Genomic DNA, 13,824 nt, shown 5'->3' with positions numbered 1-13,824 from the left:
GGTCGGGTTCGCAGACTCCGAAACAGGGACAAAGGCCGTGACTTGTAGGCACGCAACCGGAGCCCGGAAAGCGACACAGGGTCAGGACGTGGACTGTTTTCCGGCGGCCCGGTCGACGAGGGCCTGTGCCACGTCGCGGACCTTGCGGTTGGAGTCCTGTGACACCTTCGCGAGGACGTTGAACGCCTCGGTGGGGGTGCAGCGGCGTTCGGCCATGATGATGCCTTTGGCCTGTTCGATGACCGCGCGGCTGGCCATCGCCTCCTGCATCTGCCGGGCGAGGGTGGCGGTGCTGTCGTAGAGCTGGGCGTTGGCCAGGGCGACGGCGGCGTACGCGGCGAAGGTTTCCAGGACTGCGACTGTGTCGTCGTCGAAGGCGTGCGGGGTGCGGGCGTAGACGTTGAGCGCGCCGACGACCGCGTCCTGGATCGGCAGGCCGATGGACACGGAACTGCCCACTCCCGCCTTCGCGCCGCGTTCGGCCCAGTCCGGCCAGCGGTCGTCGGCGGTCAGGTCGGGCACGGGCAGGACGTCGCCGCTGGCGGCGGCGTCCAGGCAGGGTCCGCGTCCCTGGGCGTACTGCCGTTCGTCCATGTCGCGGGCCAGGTCGTCGGTGAACGCCGCCGTGTGTCCGATGTTGTTACGGACGAGCGTGACCGACACCTCCACCGGCGTGGGCGAAGCGCGTTTGGCGAGTTCGGCGACGCGTTGCAGGACGTCGTCGAGGCCGACCTCGCCGAGCTTGATGCGGCCGAGTTCGGCGAAGGCATCAGCGGGATCCGTGGGCGGAGGGGGCATGGCACGCGGTCCTCACGGCTGGCGCGCCCGTCGCAGAACCAGAACCGGGGTGGGGCGCGGATGGCGGCCCGCGCGTCGCGGACCGCTGCACGGACCCACCGGGGCAGAGCCGGGACCAACGCCGGATGCTCGACGCCGATTCGCCACACCCGAAACGGCGGATGTGAACTACAGGTCCGCCAGGATACTCCCCGCTCCTGTCGAAAGCTGGGGGCGACAGAGTGAAAGGGGCGGGCTGAGCGGCTTGTGCCGGTCCGGCGCGGCTGCGGCCGGAGGATGTGCAGGGCGGGGTTCGGTGTCGTCGGCGGGAAGGTGGGTAGCAGCCGAGGATGACGCCGACCAGCAGAGCTTTGATCGCCGGCGCGGCCGGCGCGTCCGCGTTGAACGCCGTCACCTACCTGGACATGGCGGTCCGGGCCCGGCCGGCCAGCAGCGCCGGCGAGGACAGCGTCGCCCGCCTCGCCGACCTGGCCCACGTCAACCTCGGCGACCAGCAGACGAGCGGTAACCGGAAGTCCGGGCTCGGACCGCTGCTCGGCTACGCCACCTCCGTGGCCGCCGCGGGCATGTACGCCGCAGCGGGAGGGCGTCGGCTGCCCACCGCGGTGTCGGCGTTGGCGCTGACCGGGCTGGCGATGATCGCCTCCAACGCCCCGATGACCGCCCTGAAGGTCACCGACCCCCGATCCTGGTCCGCTGGCGACTGGGTCACCGACCTCGTCCCCCATCTGGCCTACGGCACGGTCACCGCCGTCGCACTGAAATCGCTGCGATGACATCGCCGGTGAGCGACGAGCCGGTCGGCTGAAGGTCCTGTACCCCTTCACCGGGGCCGATGCCGATCGGGGTCAGGCCCTCCTGCCGATCACTGCTCGGGTGCCGCCCACAGGGGCATCGGTCGGCCTGACGCCCGCCCGTACAGCCAGTCGACGATCGTGAGCAGCACCACCGCGCCGGCCGCGACGAGCAACTGGGTCGGGGTACGCAGCAGACCCAGGCTCACGAGCAGGGTCGTCGCGCCAGCCGGCGGATGCGACGCCCTCAGCAGCACCAGCACCAGCGCGGTCACTGCCAGTGACCCGGCCGCCGCGATGATCCGCGGTACGCTCACCCCCTCCTGCAGCACCGAGGGGTGCCCGGTCAGCCCGCAGGCCACCAGGAACCCGTACCCGGCCAGCAGGGCCACCCCGTGTCCGATGAGCGTGTTCCGCGGTGACGACTCCGGCGAGTCGGGTTTCTCCACGTGCAGCATTACCGCTGGCCCCAGGCTGGGGAACAGCCACGGCTGATGCGTGACCAGCGCGACCACCCCGGCGACCACCACCGCCACGGCGCTGCCGGTGAAGGCGTGCGCCGACTGCCTGGCCTGCCCCATGACGCTCTCCCTCCCTCTCGTTCCCCGCCCGTACCGGTCGACTCGGCGATACGTCTTCCCGATTCGAATCGCCACACCTGCCCGCGATCACTGCGGGTCGTCGAAGCCCTCGGTGGCCCGTTCGCGGCGCAGGTGTGCCAGTGCCCGCCGGCCCAGGTCGGTGTCCTCTCGGCCGAGCGCCTGGTACATCGTCTCGACCTTCTGGTACGGCTGTGCCGGCGGCAGCAGCGGGATCGCCGGATCCACCATCGCCTCGATCAGCGTCGGCCGGTCCGCCGACAGGGCCCGGTCCCAGGCGGCGTCGACATCGGCCGGCGTGGTGACCCGGACGCCGTGCAGGCCCAGCAGCTCGGCCCAGCGGGCGTACGGGGCGTCGGGCAGGCGCTGGGAGTCGACGAAGCGGGGGTCGCCTTCCATCTCCCGCTGCTCCCAGCTGACCTCGGCCAGATCGCGGTTGTGCAGCACCAGCACCACGAACCGCGGGTCCGCCCAGCCCCGCCACCGCTGGGCCACGGTGAGCAGCTCAGCCAGGCCGTTCATCTGCATGGCCCCGTCGCCGGCGAGGGCCACCACCGGGCGGTGCGGGGCGGCGAGTTTCGCGGCCAGCCCGTACGGCATGGCCGAGCCCATCGAGGCCAGGGTGCTGGACAGGTGCGCGTCGACGCCCACGGGCAGCCGCAGGTGCCGCGCGTACCAGTAGGTCACCGACCCGACGTCCACCGACACCTGCGCGTCGCCGGGCAGCCGGTCGGTGAGGGCGTGCAGGACGTACTGCGGGTTGAGCGGCTCGGCCTCGGCGGTGGCCCGCTGCCGGGCGATGTCCCGCCACCGGTCCACCTCGCCCTCGATCCGCTGCCGCCAGCTCCGGTCGGACCGGGGCGTGAGCAACGGCAGCAGGGCGCGGATGGTTTCGGCGGCGTCGCCGAGCAGCGGGACCTCCACCGGGTAGCGCACGCCCAGGCGCCGGCCGTCGATGTCGATCTGCACCGCCCGGGCCCGTCCGGGAGCGGGGTAGAACTCCGACCAGGGGTCGTTGCTGCCGACGATGAGCAGGGTGTCGCACTCGCTCATGAGGACGCTGCTGGCGGTGCTGCCCAGGTGTCCCATCACACCGGTGTGGAACGGCAGCGACTCGTCCAGCACCGGCTTGCCCAGCAGCGACGCCGTCACCCCGGCACCGAGCGCCTCGGCCAGCTCGACCACCTCACCGGCGGCGGCGCGGGCGCCCTGCCCGACCAGGATGGCCACCCGCTGCCCGGCGTCGAGCAGCTCGGCGGCAGCCCGAAGGTCATCGGCGCGGGGGCGCAGCTCGGGCACCGGCAATCCGGGGTTGGTCACCATGACCCCGTGCTGGTGGGCGCTGAGGTCGGGCGCCGGGGCGGTCTGCACGTCGTGCGGCAGGACCACGCAGGTCGGGCTGCGGGTCGCCAGGGCCGTGCGGATCGCCCGGTCGAGCAGCATCGGCAGCTGCTCGGGCGCGTACGCGGTCTGCACGAACTGGGCGCACACGTCGCCGTAGAGGCGCACCAGGTCGATCTCCTGCTGGTAGCCGCTGCCCAGCACCGAGGTCACCTGCTGCCCGACGAGCGCGAGCACCGGCTGGGAGTCCAACCGGGCGTCGTAGAGGCCGTTGAGGAGGTGGACCGCGCCGGGCCCCTGGGTGGAGAGGCACACCCCCAGCCCGCCGGTGTACTTGGCGTGGCCGCAGGCCATGAACGCGGCCGTCTCCTCGTGCCGGGCCTGCACGAACTCCGGCCGACCGGCGCGGCGCAGCGCCCCCATCACCCCGTCGATACCGTCCCCGGAATAGCCGAAGACCCGGTCGACGCCCCAGTCGGCCAGCCGGGCCACCACCAGGTCCGCCACCGTCGCGTCCGCCACCGCCGCCTCCTTGCCTCGACCCTTCCAGCATGGGGCCGTACCCCGACCCGACGCGCCGAACCGCACAGACAGCACCTCTTCCGGTTCCTCGCCTTGCCGCAGCTTCGCTGATCGTCACCAGCAACAAGCCCTTCGGCCGCTGGGGCGAAGTCTTCGGCGAAGACGTCGTCGCCGCAGCCATGATCGACCGCCTCGTCCACTACGCCGAGGTCATCTCGATGAAGGGCGACAGCTACCGACTCAAAGACCGCGACCTCGGCCGCGTCCCCGCAAGCCACCAAGACCAACGACTAAAGATCAACAAGACCGGGGTGGTCAAAGTTCAGCCGGAACACGATGGTCAGGATTCAGGCGGCGTTGACACTCGGCGAGCCGTAGCGGCCGTTCGGCGGTCGGCAGGGTGCACGCATCCGGCACCCAGGCCTCATCGGTGGTGATGGTGTGTTCTCCCCGGCCGCCTCGGCCAGGGTCCAGCCATTCTTACCGGCCAGCGGCGACAACAGGCCCAGCACATACGCCCGGGCCCGCCGACGTGGCTCCACCCGCCGAAACCGGCCAGCGATCCGCGCCATCAGGTCATCCAGACCTACCGCCCACCCCGAAAGATCGTCCACCGCCACAAATGCGGCAGTCTACGATGGACGATCATGTACGCTGACGCCTGATCCGCATCTGCGGTCCTAGCTGCGCAAACACCGCGAACGGAAGTGCGGCTGGAGTACTAGCCCGCTTGGCCGCGGGATACTGATGCCGGAGGCGCCAGCCGCGCCACGGGCGGGAGCGGCGAGGCATCCGGGCTGGCCTGGAATGCCTGGATGGCGAGCGCGGCGAAGCGCCGGGAGGCGGTGACCTTGGCAGTCGGCGAGGACGCGTGGATACCGCTGTTGGCCATGAGCACGAGGATGACGTCGTCCAGGGCGAAGTCGGGGCGCAGACGGCCGGCTTCCTTGGCGCGGCGGGCCAATTCGGCGATCGACCTGAGAGCGTATTCGCGGCGCGCGTCGAAATCTACGGCATTGGGAAACGTCGAGGTGAGAGCGGCGGTAAAGCCCCCATCGCGGGCGTTCAGTTCACACATTTTTTCTATGACGAGACAGAAGCCGTGCCACGGATCTGGATGGGCGAGACCCTCGTCGACGACGGCGCGACACGCGTACATCTGCTCTGCGAATGCTTCGGTGACCAACATCTCCTTGGTCGGAAATCGGCGGTACAGGGTGGCCGGAGCAACCCCGGCGCGCCGTGCGACCTCCCGCATCGGCACGTCAAGACCTTCAACCGTGAAGGCCGCGCGGGCGGCATCGAGGATGCGCTCGCGGTTGTCTAGGGCGTCGGAGCGAAGGGTGTGAGGCAAAGGATCGGTCACTGCTCTCACTTCAGCGAGGTGGACAGCAGGGTGCGTTAGCGTCCCTGCGCATGAGGGCTCTGCAATTTTCCAAGTATGGTCCCGCGAGTGTGCTTGAGGTCTCGGAGGCACCGGAACCGCACGCCGGACCGGGACAGATCCGGGTGGCGGTTCGGGCCTCGGGTGTCAATCCGGCCGACACGTACGTCCGCGCCGGCCGATTCCAGGAATGGATTCCGCTCCGCCTGCCGCACGTGCCCGGCGTCGACGCAGCCGGCGTGGTGGATGAGGTCGGTGACGGAGTGACCACGGTTCGGGTAGGCGATGAGGTTTTCGGGATCACGGACTACGCCCAGATGGGCGGAGCGAACGCCGAATACGCCGTCCTGGCCGCGTGGGCACCGAAGCCGGCCGCCTTGAGCTGGGAACAGGCCGGCGGTGCGGCCGCCAACATCGAGACGGCCACGCGCGTGCTCGACCGACTGGGCGTGAAAGAGGGCACCACGCTGTTGATCGAGGGTGCGGCTGGCGGGGTCGGTACGACCGCGATCCAACTCGCGGTCGCTCGCGGCGCGGCCGTGATCGGCACGGCCAGCGACCGCAACCATGGCTTCCTCGCCTCGCTCGGGGCGATCCCGACCACCTACGGCCCCGGGCTGGTCGAGCGGGTCGACGCTCTGATGCCAGGCGGAGTAGATGCCGTACTCGATTGTGCCGGCTCTGGCTCTATACCCGACCTGGTCCGCCTGGTCGCAGACCCGGACAGGGTGGTGAGCATCGCAGACATCAACGCCGCGGCGTACGGCGTGCACCTGTCGCGCGGCTCTGGTCCCGGCGCGGACTCACCGTCTCTCGAAGGAATCGCCGCCGCGGGCGACCTCGCCGAGCGGGGGTGCTTCACGGTGCCGGTCGCTGCCGTGTTTTCCCTGGAAGAGGCGGCCGTTGCCCACGAGTTGAGTGAGTCCCGCCACGCGCGAGGAAAGATCGTGCTGAAGCCGTAGCGTGCCCCAGCCGTGCCGTGGACCCAGATTGACAGCCAATTCCGATTGGGCAGTCGAAGGTTGCACTCTCCCGATGATCGTCGTCGTTCGGAGGACGGGACCGCCCGCCGTTGGGCGGGCGGTCCTAGTTCGTCGACAAACTCGAGCATCCGGTCGTGAGGTGGTGCGCCAGGGCCGAGGGGCGGCGGACCGTTGTCGATCGCGACGTGGATGCGGGTCGCGTGCTCGGCGAGCAGTTCCTCCGTGGCCCGCAGGATCGCTTGGCGGTTTCGAGCGGGGGCGTCTGCCCGTTCGGCAGCCATCACGCCTCCTGGAAACCGGACCACGAGTCCGGGCAGTGCGACAGACCCGGTCATCTCTCGCCTCAGTCTGCGGTCTCGTGCTGGCGGACTACCCGGTCAATGCGGGGGTCGGGAATGATCCAGACGATCGCCGCGGCGACGAAGCACGTCAGGGCAGTCCAGACGCCGATGCGGCCCCGGTCGATCGCCAGGGCGCTGAGTGTCCCGACGAGGTAGAGCGCGGGGGAGAGCTTGCCCTTGAGGTCACTGCCGACGGCCCGCCTCAGCGGCGAGTCCGGTCCCTGCCGCCGGATGATCACGACTTGGAGCACGAAGTATGCGATGGCCGCGGCGAGCAGATTCAAGCCGTAAATGACGACCGGGGTCGGCTCGAACCTCGACTCGTCCATCCAGGCTGTCGTGAACGGGAACAGCGACAGGCAGAACAGCAGTGCCAGGTTCGCCCACAGCACCCCGCCGCTGACCTGCCTCACCAGCTGGAACATGTGATGGTGGTTGTTCCAGTAGATGCCCACATAGACGAAGCTGAGGAGATAGGTCAGCAGCCCGACGCCGGTCGTGTGAAGAAGGCCGCTGAGGCTGTGGTCCTCCGGCACCTTCAGTTCGAGCACCATGATCGTGATGATGATGGCGAGCACGCCATCGCTGAAGGCTTCGAGTCGACCGGTCCTCACCGCTCTGTCGTCCCTTCCTCTTTAGCGGTCCCTTTATCCGATGCTGTCATGTTCTGTCCTTGTTGGTGGTGGCCGGCGGAGGATCGCGGCTGCGGTTCTGTTTCGTCACCGTCCAGGACCGGGCAGCCGTGGAATCTGTGACAGGCGGCGGCAGCGTTGCCGGACCCAGATTGGGCTGTGGGTGCCCGAACCCGTCGACACGAGCTCGGACCGATGCGTGGGCGTCGTGTGCCGGAAGCCGCTCACTTCATGAGGCCGGACAGCGGGGCGGGTGGTGACAGCGCATCTCCCGTACGTGTCCTGAGACACCTCGGCCGGCGTGTCACAGGTCGCGGGGCTGCCTTGTCTTTGCTGGTGTTCACCCGCGTACCGGGTGGAGAAGAGGAAATTCCCGGCCAGCGATGACGCCTTCTTGTCCAGGCTCGAGCGCACTGTCAGGGGAGAGTTGACGGACGTCGCCCTCGCTGTGTCGATCGACGGGTTGTTCGATCCGGCGGATGCCTAGCGCGAGGAGGCGGACCTCCGCGGCCTTCTCGGCGCTGGCGCGGCCCTGGAGGACGGACGGCTCACGGCCGGCCGAACGATACGGAGATCGAGATGCCTGAAAGCGGTAGCCGGGTGGCCGCCCGCGACCATTGCCTCAGCCTGGTGCGCGCCGTGGACCGGCCCGCCGGGGCGGCCCGCTACGGACGTATGTTCCCGGGCCTCGGCCCGCTGGGCACCGACCCCGGGCTGCTGGTGCGTGCGGGTGGCGACGGCGGGATCTGCGACGCCGCCCCGGTCCTGGACCAGTTGAACCGGGACGGCGACGACGCCACCGAGGCCGCCGGGTGGCCCTTCTTCGGCCAGCTGATCGCCCACGACATCACCGCTGACCGCTCATCCATCACCGGCGGCGTCGACCCCGGGGCGCTGCGCAACGCGCGCTCCCCGAAGCTCAACCTGGAGATCATGTACTCGGACGGCCCGATCGGTTCGCCGTACCTGTTCGACGTGGGCGACCCGGCGAAGTTCCTGCTCGGCGAGGACGGCGGCGACGTGCCGCGCAACCGGCAGGGCGTGGCCCTGATTGGCGATCCGCGCAACGACGTGCATCTGTTCGCGCTAAGTCTGCACGTCGCGCTGCTGCACGCGCACAACCACGTGGTCGACCTGCTGCGCGAGGGCGGGGTGCCCGAGGCCGACGTCTTCGACCGGGCGCGGGTCACACTCACCTGGCACTACCAGTGGATCGTGGTCCATGACTTCCTGTCCAGGCTTGTCGGGGAGAGCCTGGTCGAGCAGGTGCTCGCCGAGGGCGGCCGGTCGTTCGCGCCACCGCCGGGGCAGGCCTACATTCCGCTGGAGTTCGCCGACGCGGCCTTCCGCTACGGCCACGGCCAGATCCGGCACACCTACCGGCTCGTCGACGGCGGTCCCGCGGTGCCGCTCTTCCCCGATCTGGTCGGGTTCGGCCCGCTGCCCGCCGGGCGGCGCCTGGATCTGGCGCAGATCTTCGATGTTCCCGGCCACCCACCGGCGCAGCGCGCCAAACGCCTCGACGGTCGCCTCGCCGCCAGCCTCATCGGCCTGCCCGAGCGAGTCACCGGCGTGGTCGACACTGCCGCCTACCGCTCGCTAGCGGTACGCGACCTGCTGCGCGGCGGAACCACCGGGCTGCCCAGCGGCGAGGCAGTCGCCCGGCTGGTTGGCGCGGCGCCGCTGACCCTCGACGAGTTGGGGCAGGCCTGGCCGCACGGCACTCCGCTGTGGTTCTACATCCTCAAGGAGGCCGAGCACCGCGGTGGCGGCGACCGGCTCGGCCCAGTCGGCGGCCGGATCGTGGCGGAGGTCCTGATCGGACTGCTCCGCGCCGACCCGGCAAGCTACCTGAGCCTGGAACCGGACTGGGAGCCGACCCTGCCCGCCGCGGGAGCACGCTTCGGCCTGACCGACCTGCTCGCCCTTCAGCGGCCTGCGTCCTGTGTGTGACATGCACCCTAGTCACAACCGGCGGTGCTGTCCGGTCATAACTGGCGTAGCCGGGTGAACGCCCGGCCTCCCGACCAAGACAGAGGTGTCAGAGAAATGAAAATCGCCGTACTGGGTGGTACCGGGCTCATCGGGTCGCAGGTCGTCAAGATCCTTCAGGCCGAGGGGCACGAGGCGGTGCCGCTGTCTCCGTCGAACGGCGTGGACCTGCTCACCGGCGAAGGCCTCGACGCCGGGCTCAAGGGCGCCGACGTCGTGCTGAATCTGACGAACTCGCCGACGTTCGACGAGGCGTCGGCCGACTTCTTCCGCTCGACGATGGAAAATCTGCTGGCGGCCGCGCAGCGCGCGGGCGTCGGCCACGCCGTGATCCTGTCGATCGTCGGCGTGGACCGGGTGCCGGACCTCGCTTACTACCGCGCCAAGGTGCTGCAGGAGGAGATTCTGAAGGCTGGCCCGGTGCCATACTCGATCGTCCGCGCCACCCAGTTCTTCGAGTTCGCCGACGCGATCCTGTCCTGGACCGCCGACGGCGACACGGTGCGGCTGCCCGGCACGCCGGTGCAGCCGATGGCGTCGGCCGACGTCGCGAAGGCGGTGGCCGAGGTCGCCGTGGGCGCGCCGCTGCGGGGCATCCGGAACGTGGCCGGTCCCGAGGTCTTCATGCTCGACGAGTGGGGTCGGGTCGCGCTGGCCGCCAAGGGCGACAAGCGCATCGTCGTCCTCGACCCGGCCGCCGGCATGTTCGCCGCGGTGCCCGGCGATGTCCTGATCGCCCCGGAGGGCGCAGTCCTCGCGACGACCACCTACCGCGACTGGCTGACCCGCTAGTCGCCGAGATCGGCGTACGCGACGAAGCGGCGCGCCGCCGGCGTAGCGACCACCACCATGCGGTACGAGGGCCTCTGCCACGACTTCATGGTGCTGAACCCGCTGCCCGCAGGAACATTCCGGCCCAGGCCCAGCCCTTCATGGCCGAACGCGCCCACGGCACCAAGCCCAGCGTCAGGGGCGCCTCGCACACGGTGTTCACCTCGCATTCAGCAGCGGCGGCGTCGTTCATCGAACGGGCTGCGCGCGAGACGGCCTGACCCGCGCGGGTGGCGGGCCGAGCTCGGATTCCACTGCGGACGGGGCCGGTGACGCCGCCTATTGCCTGGGGCTCTGCACGATCGAGACAACGCCGCTGTGCTCGGCGAGATCCATCGGCTACTGATACCCGATGCCTCGCCGGGCCGCGGTCTCGATGCAGTTGATCCTGCGGTCGCCCGCCCAGCCCCGTGCCGGACAAGCAGCACACGGAGAAGAAATGACCAACCCGACCACGACTCACTCAGAACCGCAACGGACAGTGGCAGCCCCATCGACGATGCGGATTGAGACGCTCGAAGATCTTCGCAAGCACCTGCAATGGGCGATCGAGTTGGAACACGCCACCCTGCCGTCGTACCTCTGCGCGCTCTACTCGCTCGACCCGTCGCGCAACCCCGAAGCCGTTCAGGTGGTGGGCAGCGTCTTCGTCGAAGAGATGATCCACCTGGCGCTGGCCGCGAACCTGCTCAACGCCGTCGGCGGGCACCCTCGGCTGGACACGCCGAAGATGCTGCCGCGCTATCCCAGGCTTCTGCCCCACGGCGACCGCTCTCTGGAGCTGTCGCTGGTTCCGTTCGGGGCGGAAGCAATTGAGATGTTCCTCCGACTCGAACGGCCGGCACCCCCTGGTGCCCCGGCCGAGGGCGACAGCTACGAAACGATCGGGCAGTTCTACAGCGCGATCGAACAGGGAGTGCGCGATCTGTGCGCTGAACTCGGCGAGCGAACGGTCTTCTGCGGCGACCCGGCTCGCCAGGTCACCGCGGGCCCGTTCCATCACAGCGGCGGACGGCTGATCGCGGTCAGCGATCTCAACTCGGCAATGGCAGCGTTGGAGGAGATCGTCGAGCAGGGCGAAGGCACGGCACGAGGCGAGGTCTGGGACGGTGACCAGGACATCCTCCACCCCGACCGGGACGAGGTCGCGCACTACTACCGGTTCCTGGAACTCAAGCTGGGCCGGCGATACCGGCGCGGTGACACCTCGCGATCCGGGCCCACCGGCGAGGCCCTCTCGGTCGACCTCGGCGGCGTCTACCCGATGCGGCCCAACCCACGTCTGGCCGACCACGCTCCAGGTAGTCCGATCCGCGCCGCCCAGGAAGACTTCAACCACACCTACTGCGCCGTGCTGAATCTGTTGGAGCAGGCGTTCAACGGCAGCCCGGGGATGCTCGGCGTCGCGACCGGCACCATGTACGCCCTCAAGGCCCAGGCGCAGGGACTGATGGAGATGTCCGATGGAGGAAGCACAACAGCGGGCCCGACATTCGACTACGTACCCCCGGAACTCAGGCGGCCGTGACGCCCGGTCGCCGTGATCGCCGTGAGCTGCGACGAGGACCGGGCCGTAGCCCTTGGACCGCGCTGAATACCGCCGAAGTGCGGGACTGGCACCGCAGATGAGCTTTGTACTGGCCGTACATGATTCCGAACAAGAACGCGTTGGGTGTCACAGCACCGCCCTCGACATGGGCCTCATTTCAACACGTGCCGGTGAACGCGCGGCTGTTCGGCGGGCGACTATGAGAGAAAGGTGACGCGATGCGGATCGCGGTGGCTGGAGGTACGGGCTGGGTCGGCAAGTTGGTCGTCGAGCGGGCGCGCGCGGCGGGCCATGACGTCGTGGTGATCTCCCGGTCTCACGGAATCGATCTGACCAACGGAGTGGGTTTGGACGACGCACCCAGGAACGTGGCGACCGTGGTCGACGTGTCGAACATCCAGACAATCAGTAAGCGCGCCTCGACTCGGTTCTTCGAGACGACCACGCGGAACCTGTTGAAGGCGGAACAACGGTGCGGGGTCAATCACCACGTACTGCTCTCGATTGTCGGTATCGACCGGGTGAACTGGGGCTACTACCACGGTAAGCATCGTCAGGAAGGACTCGTGCTCGCCGGCCCGGTGCCGGCGACCATCCTGCGGGCCACCCAGTTCTTCGAGTTCGCCGTACAGTCACTCACCCTCTTCCCAGGACCCGTGGCCGTTGTCCCGCGGATGCGTACCCAACCAGTGGCGGCGGCTGAGGTGGCCGCCGAGTTGGTGCGCCTGGCCGAAGGACCCGCGTTGGGGCGTGTTCCGGAGATCGCCGGACCTGAGGTGTTGATGATGTCGTCGGCCGTACGCCGGGTAGCCACGGTACGAGGCCCGCGCAAATTCGTAGTGAGCGTGCCGTGGCCGTCAGCTGCGGGGTGGTCGATGGCCAACGGTGGCCTGCTTCCCGCCGGGCCGGGTCCCCGTGGCACTTTGCGGTTCGGTCAATGGCTGACTGAGACGGCGAAGACCGACGCCGCACAGTGATGGCTCGAGCCCGGGACGGGGGTCGTCCTTGCTGCTCGCTGCCGCTTTCCGTGGCTGGGACCTGTCACCAATCCGCCGAGCCGAGAGCCTTCCAGCCATGACACCTCAATCCACCGACACCGCTGTACCGATGATGAAGAAGTGGCTGCGTGGCGGGCTGATCACCCTGGCCGCGCTGCAGACGGTTGCCTCCGTCTGGCAGTACGTGTTTCCCCGATCGTTCTACGACGACTTCCCGACGGTGCGACTCGACCCCGCGTACAACGAGCATCTGGTGTCCGACGTCGGCGGCCTCGGGCTCGCGTTGACCGCCATGCTGTACGTCGCCGCTGTGGTGCTCGACAGCAAGGTCGTTCGGTCGGCGCTGCTCGGCTACTTGATCTACGCTGCCACGCACTTCACCTACCACGTCACGCACGTCGACCACTTCTCGCTTCGGGAAGCGCTCGGAGTCGGCACCGGACTCGGCATCGAGGTGGTGCTGGCGATACTCCTGCTCTACCTCGGCCGGCTAGTGCACCGGGCCCAGTCCGCTGCGGTGCCGAGCGCTGCCCCCGTGACGGGGCCGGCGTCCCAACGCCCGCCGGAATGGCGCAATCCCAGGACAGAGCCCGCGCCGGACTTCGCCAACGTCCCGGCGCCCGCCGAGGGCATTCTGGTGACGCTGTTCATCACCGTGCGCGACGTAGCGCGGTCCCGCGACTTCTACGCCCGCGTTCTGGGCGGCACCGTCGTGCTGAACGAGAATCCCTGCATCGTCAGGCTGTCCAATTCGTGGATCATCATGAATCCGGGTGGCCCGCCCACCCCCGACAAGCCGGGAATCTCGGTGGTCGACTACCAGCCCGGCGACACCACATCGATCTTCCTGAACTTGCGGGTCGCCGACATCCGCGCCTGTTACGAGCAGTGGAAGGCGAACGGCGCGCAGTTCCTGACGCCGCCGATCGACCGCGCGTCTGAGATCCGCTGCTACCTGCGGGACCCGGACGGGTACCTCATCGAGATCGGTCAGTCCACGGGACTGTTGCAGGGCAAGCGTGCCATCACACATCCGCACGATCCCACCAGCTGACTCGGC

Annotated in this window: 13 protein-coding genes and 2 pseudogenes; 8 read left to right on the top strand and 7 right to left on the bottom strand. The window is 69.1% G+C overall.

What is annotated here, in order from left to right:
- Positions 1-81 precede the first annotated feature (81 nt).
- On the bottom strand, positions 82-798 hold the full coding sequence (locus RMN56_RS29540) for a GAF and ANTAR domain-containing protein (RefSeq protein WP_313721125.1): 717 nt from the start codon (positions 796-798) through the stop codon (positions 82-84).
- A gap of 329 nt (positions 799-1,127) precedes the next feature.
- Here RMN56_RS29540 and RMN56_RS29535 point away from each other — a divergent pair, with 329 nt between their 5' ends.
- Positions 1,128-1,574: a hypothetical protein gene (locus tag RMN56_RS29535; protein WP_313721124.1), complete on the top strand. Its 447-nt coding sequence runs from the start codon at positions 1,128-1,130 to the stop codon at positions 1,572-1,574.
- Positions 1,575-1,663: 89 nt separating this feature from the next.
- Here RMN56_RS29535 and RMN56_RS29530 read toward each other — a convergent pair whose 3' ends face one another.
- The gene (locus RMN56_RS29530) at positions 1,664-2,173 is read right to left on the bottom strand and encodes an HPP family protein (RefSeq protein WP_313721123.1); all 510 of its coding nucleotides are present in this window, start codon (positions 2,171-2,173) and stop codon (positions 1,664-1,666) included.
- Positions 2,174-2,260: 87 nt separating this feature from the next.
- A complete protein-coding gene (locus RMN56_RS29525) occupies positions 2,261-4,054 on the bottom strand; it encodes a thiamine pyrophosphate-requiring protein (protein WP_313721122.1) in 1,794 nt (597 codons plus the stop codon).
- 89 nt (positions 4,055-4,143) lie between these two features.
- Here RMN56_RS29525 and RMN56_RS29520 point away from each other — a divergent pair.
- Positions 4,144-4,348: pseudogene (locus tag RMN56_RS29520) on the top strand (ATP-binding protein); the annotation flags it as partial.
- Positions 4,349-4,488: 140 nt separating this feature from the next.
- Here RMN56_RS29520 and RMN56_RS32895 read toward each other — a convergent pair.
- Positions 4,489-4,626: pseudogene (locus tag RMN56_RS32895) on the bottom strand (IS701 family transposase); the annotation flags it as partial.
- Between the two features lie 149 nt (positions 4,627-4,775).
- Complete coding sequence (locus RMN56_RS29510; protein WP_313721121.1) at positions 4,776-5,420, bottom strand: TetR/AcrR family transcriptional regulator; 645 nt, start codon at positions 5,418-5,420, stop codon at positions 4,776-4,778.
- Between the two features lie 50 nt (positions 5,421-5,470).
- On the opposite strand from RMN56_RS29510, the gene RMN56_RS29505 reads away from it, so the two are divergent.
- A complete protein-coding gene (locus tag RMN56_RS29505; protein WP_313721120.1) occupies positions 5,471-6,400 on the top strand; it encodes an NADP-dependent oxidoreductase in 930 nt (309 codons plus the stop codon).
- Positions 6,401-6,764: 364 nt separating this feature from the next.
- On the opposite strand, the gene RMN56_RS29500 is transcribed toward RMN56_RS29505, so the two are convergent.
- Positions 6,765-7,376, bottom strand: a complete 612-nt coding sequence (locus RMN56_RS29500) for a TMEM175 family protein (RefSeq protein ID WP_313721119.1) — start codon at positions 7,374-7,376, stop codon at positions 6,765-6,767.
- 597 nt (positions 7,377-7,973) lie between these two features.
- On the opposite strand from RMN56_RS29500, the gene RMN56_RS29495 reads away from it, so the two are divergent.
- Together RMN56_RS29495 and RMN56_RS29490 are read left to right on the top strand one after the other, a co-directional pair.
- On the top strand, positions 7,974-9,347 hold the full coding sequence (locus RMN56_RS29495) for a peroxidase family protein (RefSeq protein WP_313721118.1): 1,374 nt from the start codon (positions 7,974-7,976) through the stop codon (positions 9,345-9,347).
- Positions 9,348-9,443: 96 nt separating this feature from the next.
- A complete protein-coding gene (locus RMN56_RS29490; protein ID WP_376787341.1) occupies positions 9,444-10,178 on the top strand; it encodes an SDR family oxidoreductase in 735 nt (244 codons plus the stop codon).
- Here the strand turns inward: RMN56_RS29490 and RMN56_RS29485 are convergent.
- Positions 10,175-10,336 carry a hypothetical protein gene (locus RMN56_RS29485; protein WP_313721116.1) on the bottom strand — a complete coding sequence of 54 codons (162 nt, stop codon included), beginning with the start codon at positions 10,334-10,336 and terminating at the stop codon, positions 10,175-10,177. The two genes, RMN56_RS29490 and RMN56_RS29485, sit on opposite strands and share 4 nt — an antisense overlap.
- 320 nt (positions 10,337-10,656) lie before the next feature.
- Here RMN56_RS29485 and RMN56_RS29480 point away from each other — a divergent pair, with 320 nt between their 5' ends.
- From RMN56_RS29480 to RMN56_RS29470, 3 genes are all read left to right on the top strand, one after another.
- Complete coding sequence (locus tag RMN56_RS29480) at positions 10,657-11,745, top strand: ferritin-like domain-containing protein (protein ID WP_313721115.1); 1,089 nt, start codon at positions 10,657-10,659, stop codon at positions 11,743-11,745.
- A gap of 239 nt (positions 11,746-11,984) precedes the next feature.
- Positions 11,985-12,743, top strand: coding sequence for an SDR family oxidoreductase (locus RMN56_RS29475; RefSeq protein ID WP_313721114.1), 759 nt, complete (start codon positions 11,985-11,987; stop codon positions 12,741-12,743).
- 97 nt (positions 12,744-12,840) lie between these two features.
- The gene (locus RMN56_RS29470; RefSeq protein WP_313721113.1) at positions 12,841-13,818 is read left to right on the top strand and encodes a VOC family protein; all 978 of its coding nucleotides are present in this window, start codon (positions 12,841-12,843) and stop codon (positions 13,816-13,818) included.
- The last annotated feature ends 6 nt before the right edge of the window (positions 13,819-13,824 follow it).

Origin of the sequence: Micromonospora halotolerans (genome assembly GCF_032108445.1) — a bacterium.
Taxonomy (GTDB): domain Bacteria; phylum Actinomycetota; class Actinomycetes; order Mycobacteriales; family Micromonosporaceae; genus Micromonospora; species Micromonospora halotolerans.
This window is presented reverse-complemented; position numbering and strand designations above follow the sequence as displayed.

What these genes read in the sequence shown, in the direction of transcription:
- RMN56_RS29505 (WP_313721120.1), top strand. Translation starts at nt 5,471, where the DNA reads ATGAGGGCTCTGCAATTTTCCAAGTATGGTCCCGCGAGTGTGCTTGAG.
- RMN56_RS29530 (WP_313721123.1), bottom strand. Translation starts at nt 2,173, where the DNA reads ATGGGGCAGGCCAGGCAGTCGGCGCACGCCTTCACCGGCAGCGCCGTG.
- RMN56_RS29540 (WP_313721125.1), bottom strand. Translation starts at nt 798, where the DNA reads ATGCCCCCTCCGCCCACGGATCCCGCTGATGCCTTCGCCGAACTCGGC.
- RMN56_RS29490 (WP_376787341.1), top strand. Translation starts at nt 9,444, where the DNA reads ATGAAAATCGCCGTACTGGGTGGTACCGGGCTCATCGGGTCGCAGGTC.
- RMN56_RS29475 (WP_313721114.1), top strand. Translation starts at nt 11,985, where the DNA reads ATGCGGATCGCGGTGGCTGGAGGTACGGGCTGGGTCGGCAAGTTGGTC.
- RMN56_RS29480 (WP_313721115.1), top strand. Translation starts at nt 10,657, where the DNA reads ATGACCAACCCGACCACGACTCACTCAGAACCGCAACGGACAGTGGCA.
- RMN56_RS29495 (WP_313721118.1), top strand. Translation starts at nt 7,974, where the DNA reads ATGCCTGAAAGCGGTAGCCGGGTGGCCGCCCGCGACCATTGCCTCAGC.
- RMN56_RS29470 (WP_313721113.1), top strand. Translation starts at nt 12,841, where the DNA reads ATGACACCTCAATCCACCGACACCGCTGTACCGATGATGAAGAAGTGG.
- RMN56_RS29535 (WP_313721124.1), top strand. Translation starts at nt 1,128, where the DNA reads ATGACGCCGACCAGCAGAGCTTTGATCGCCGGCGCGGCCGGCGCGTCC.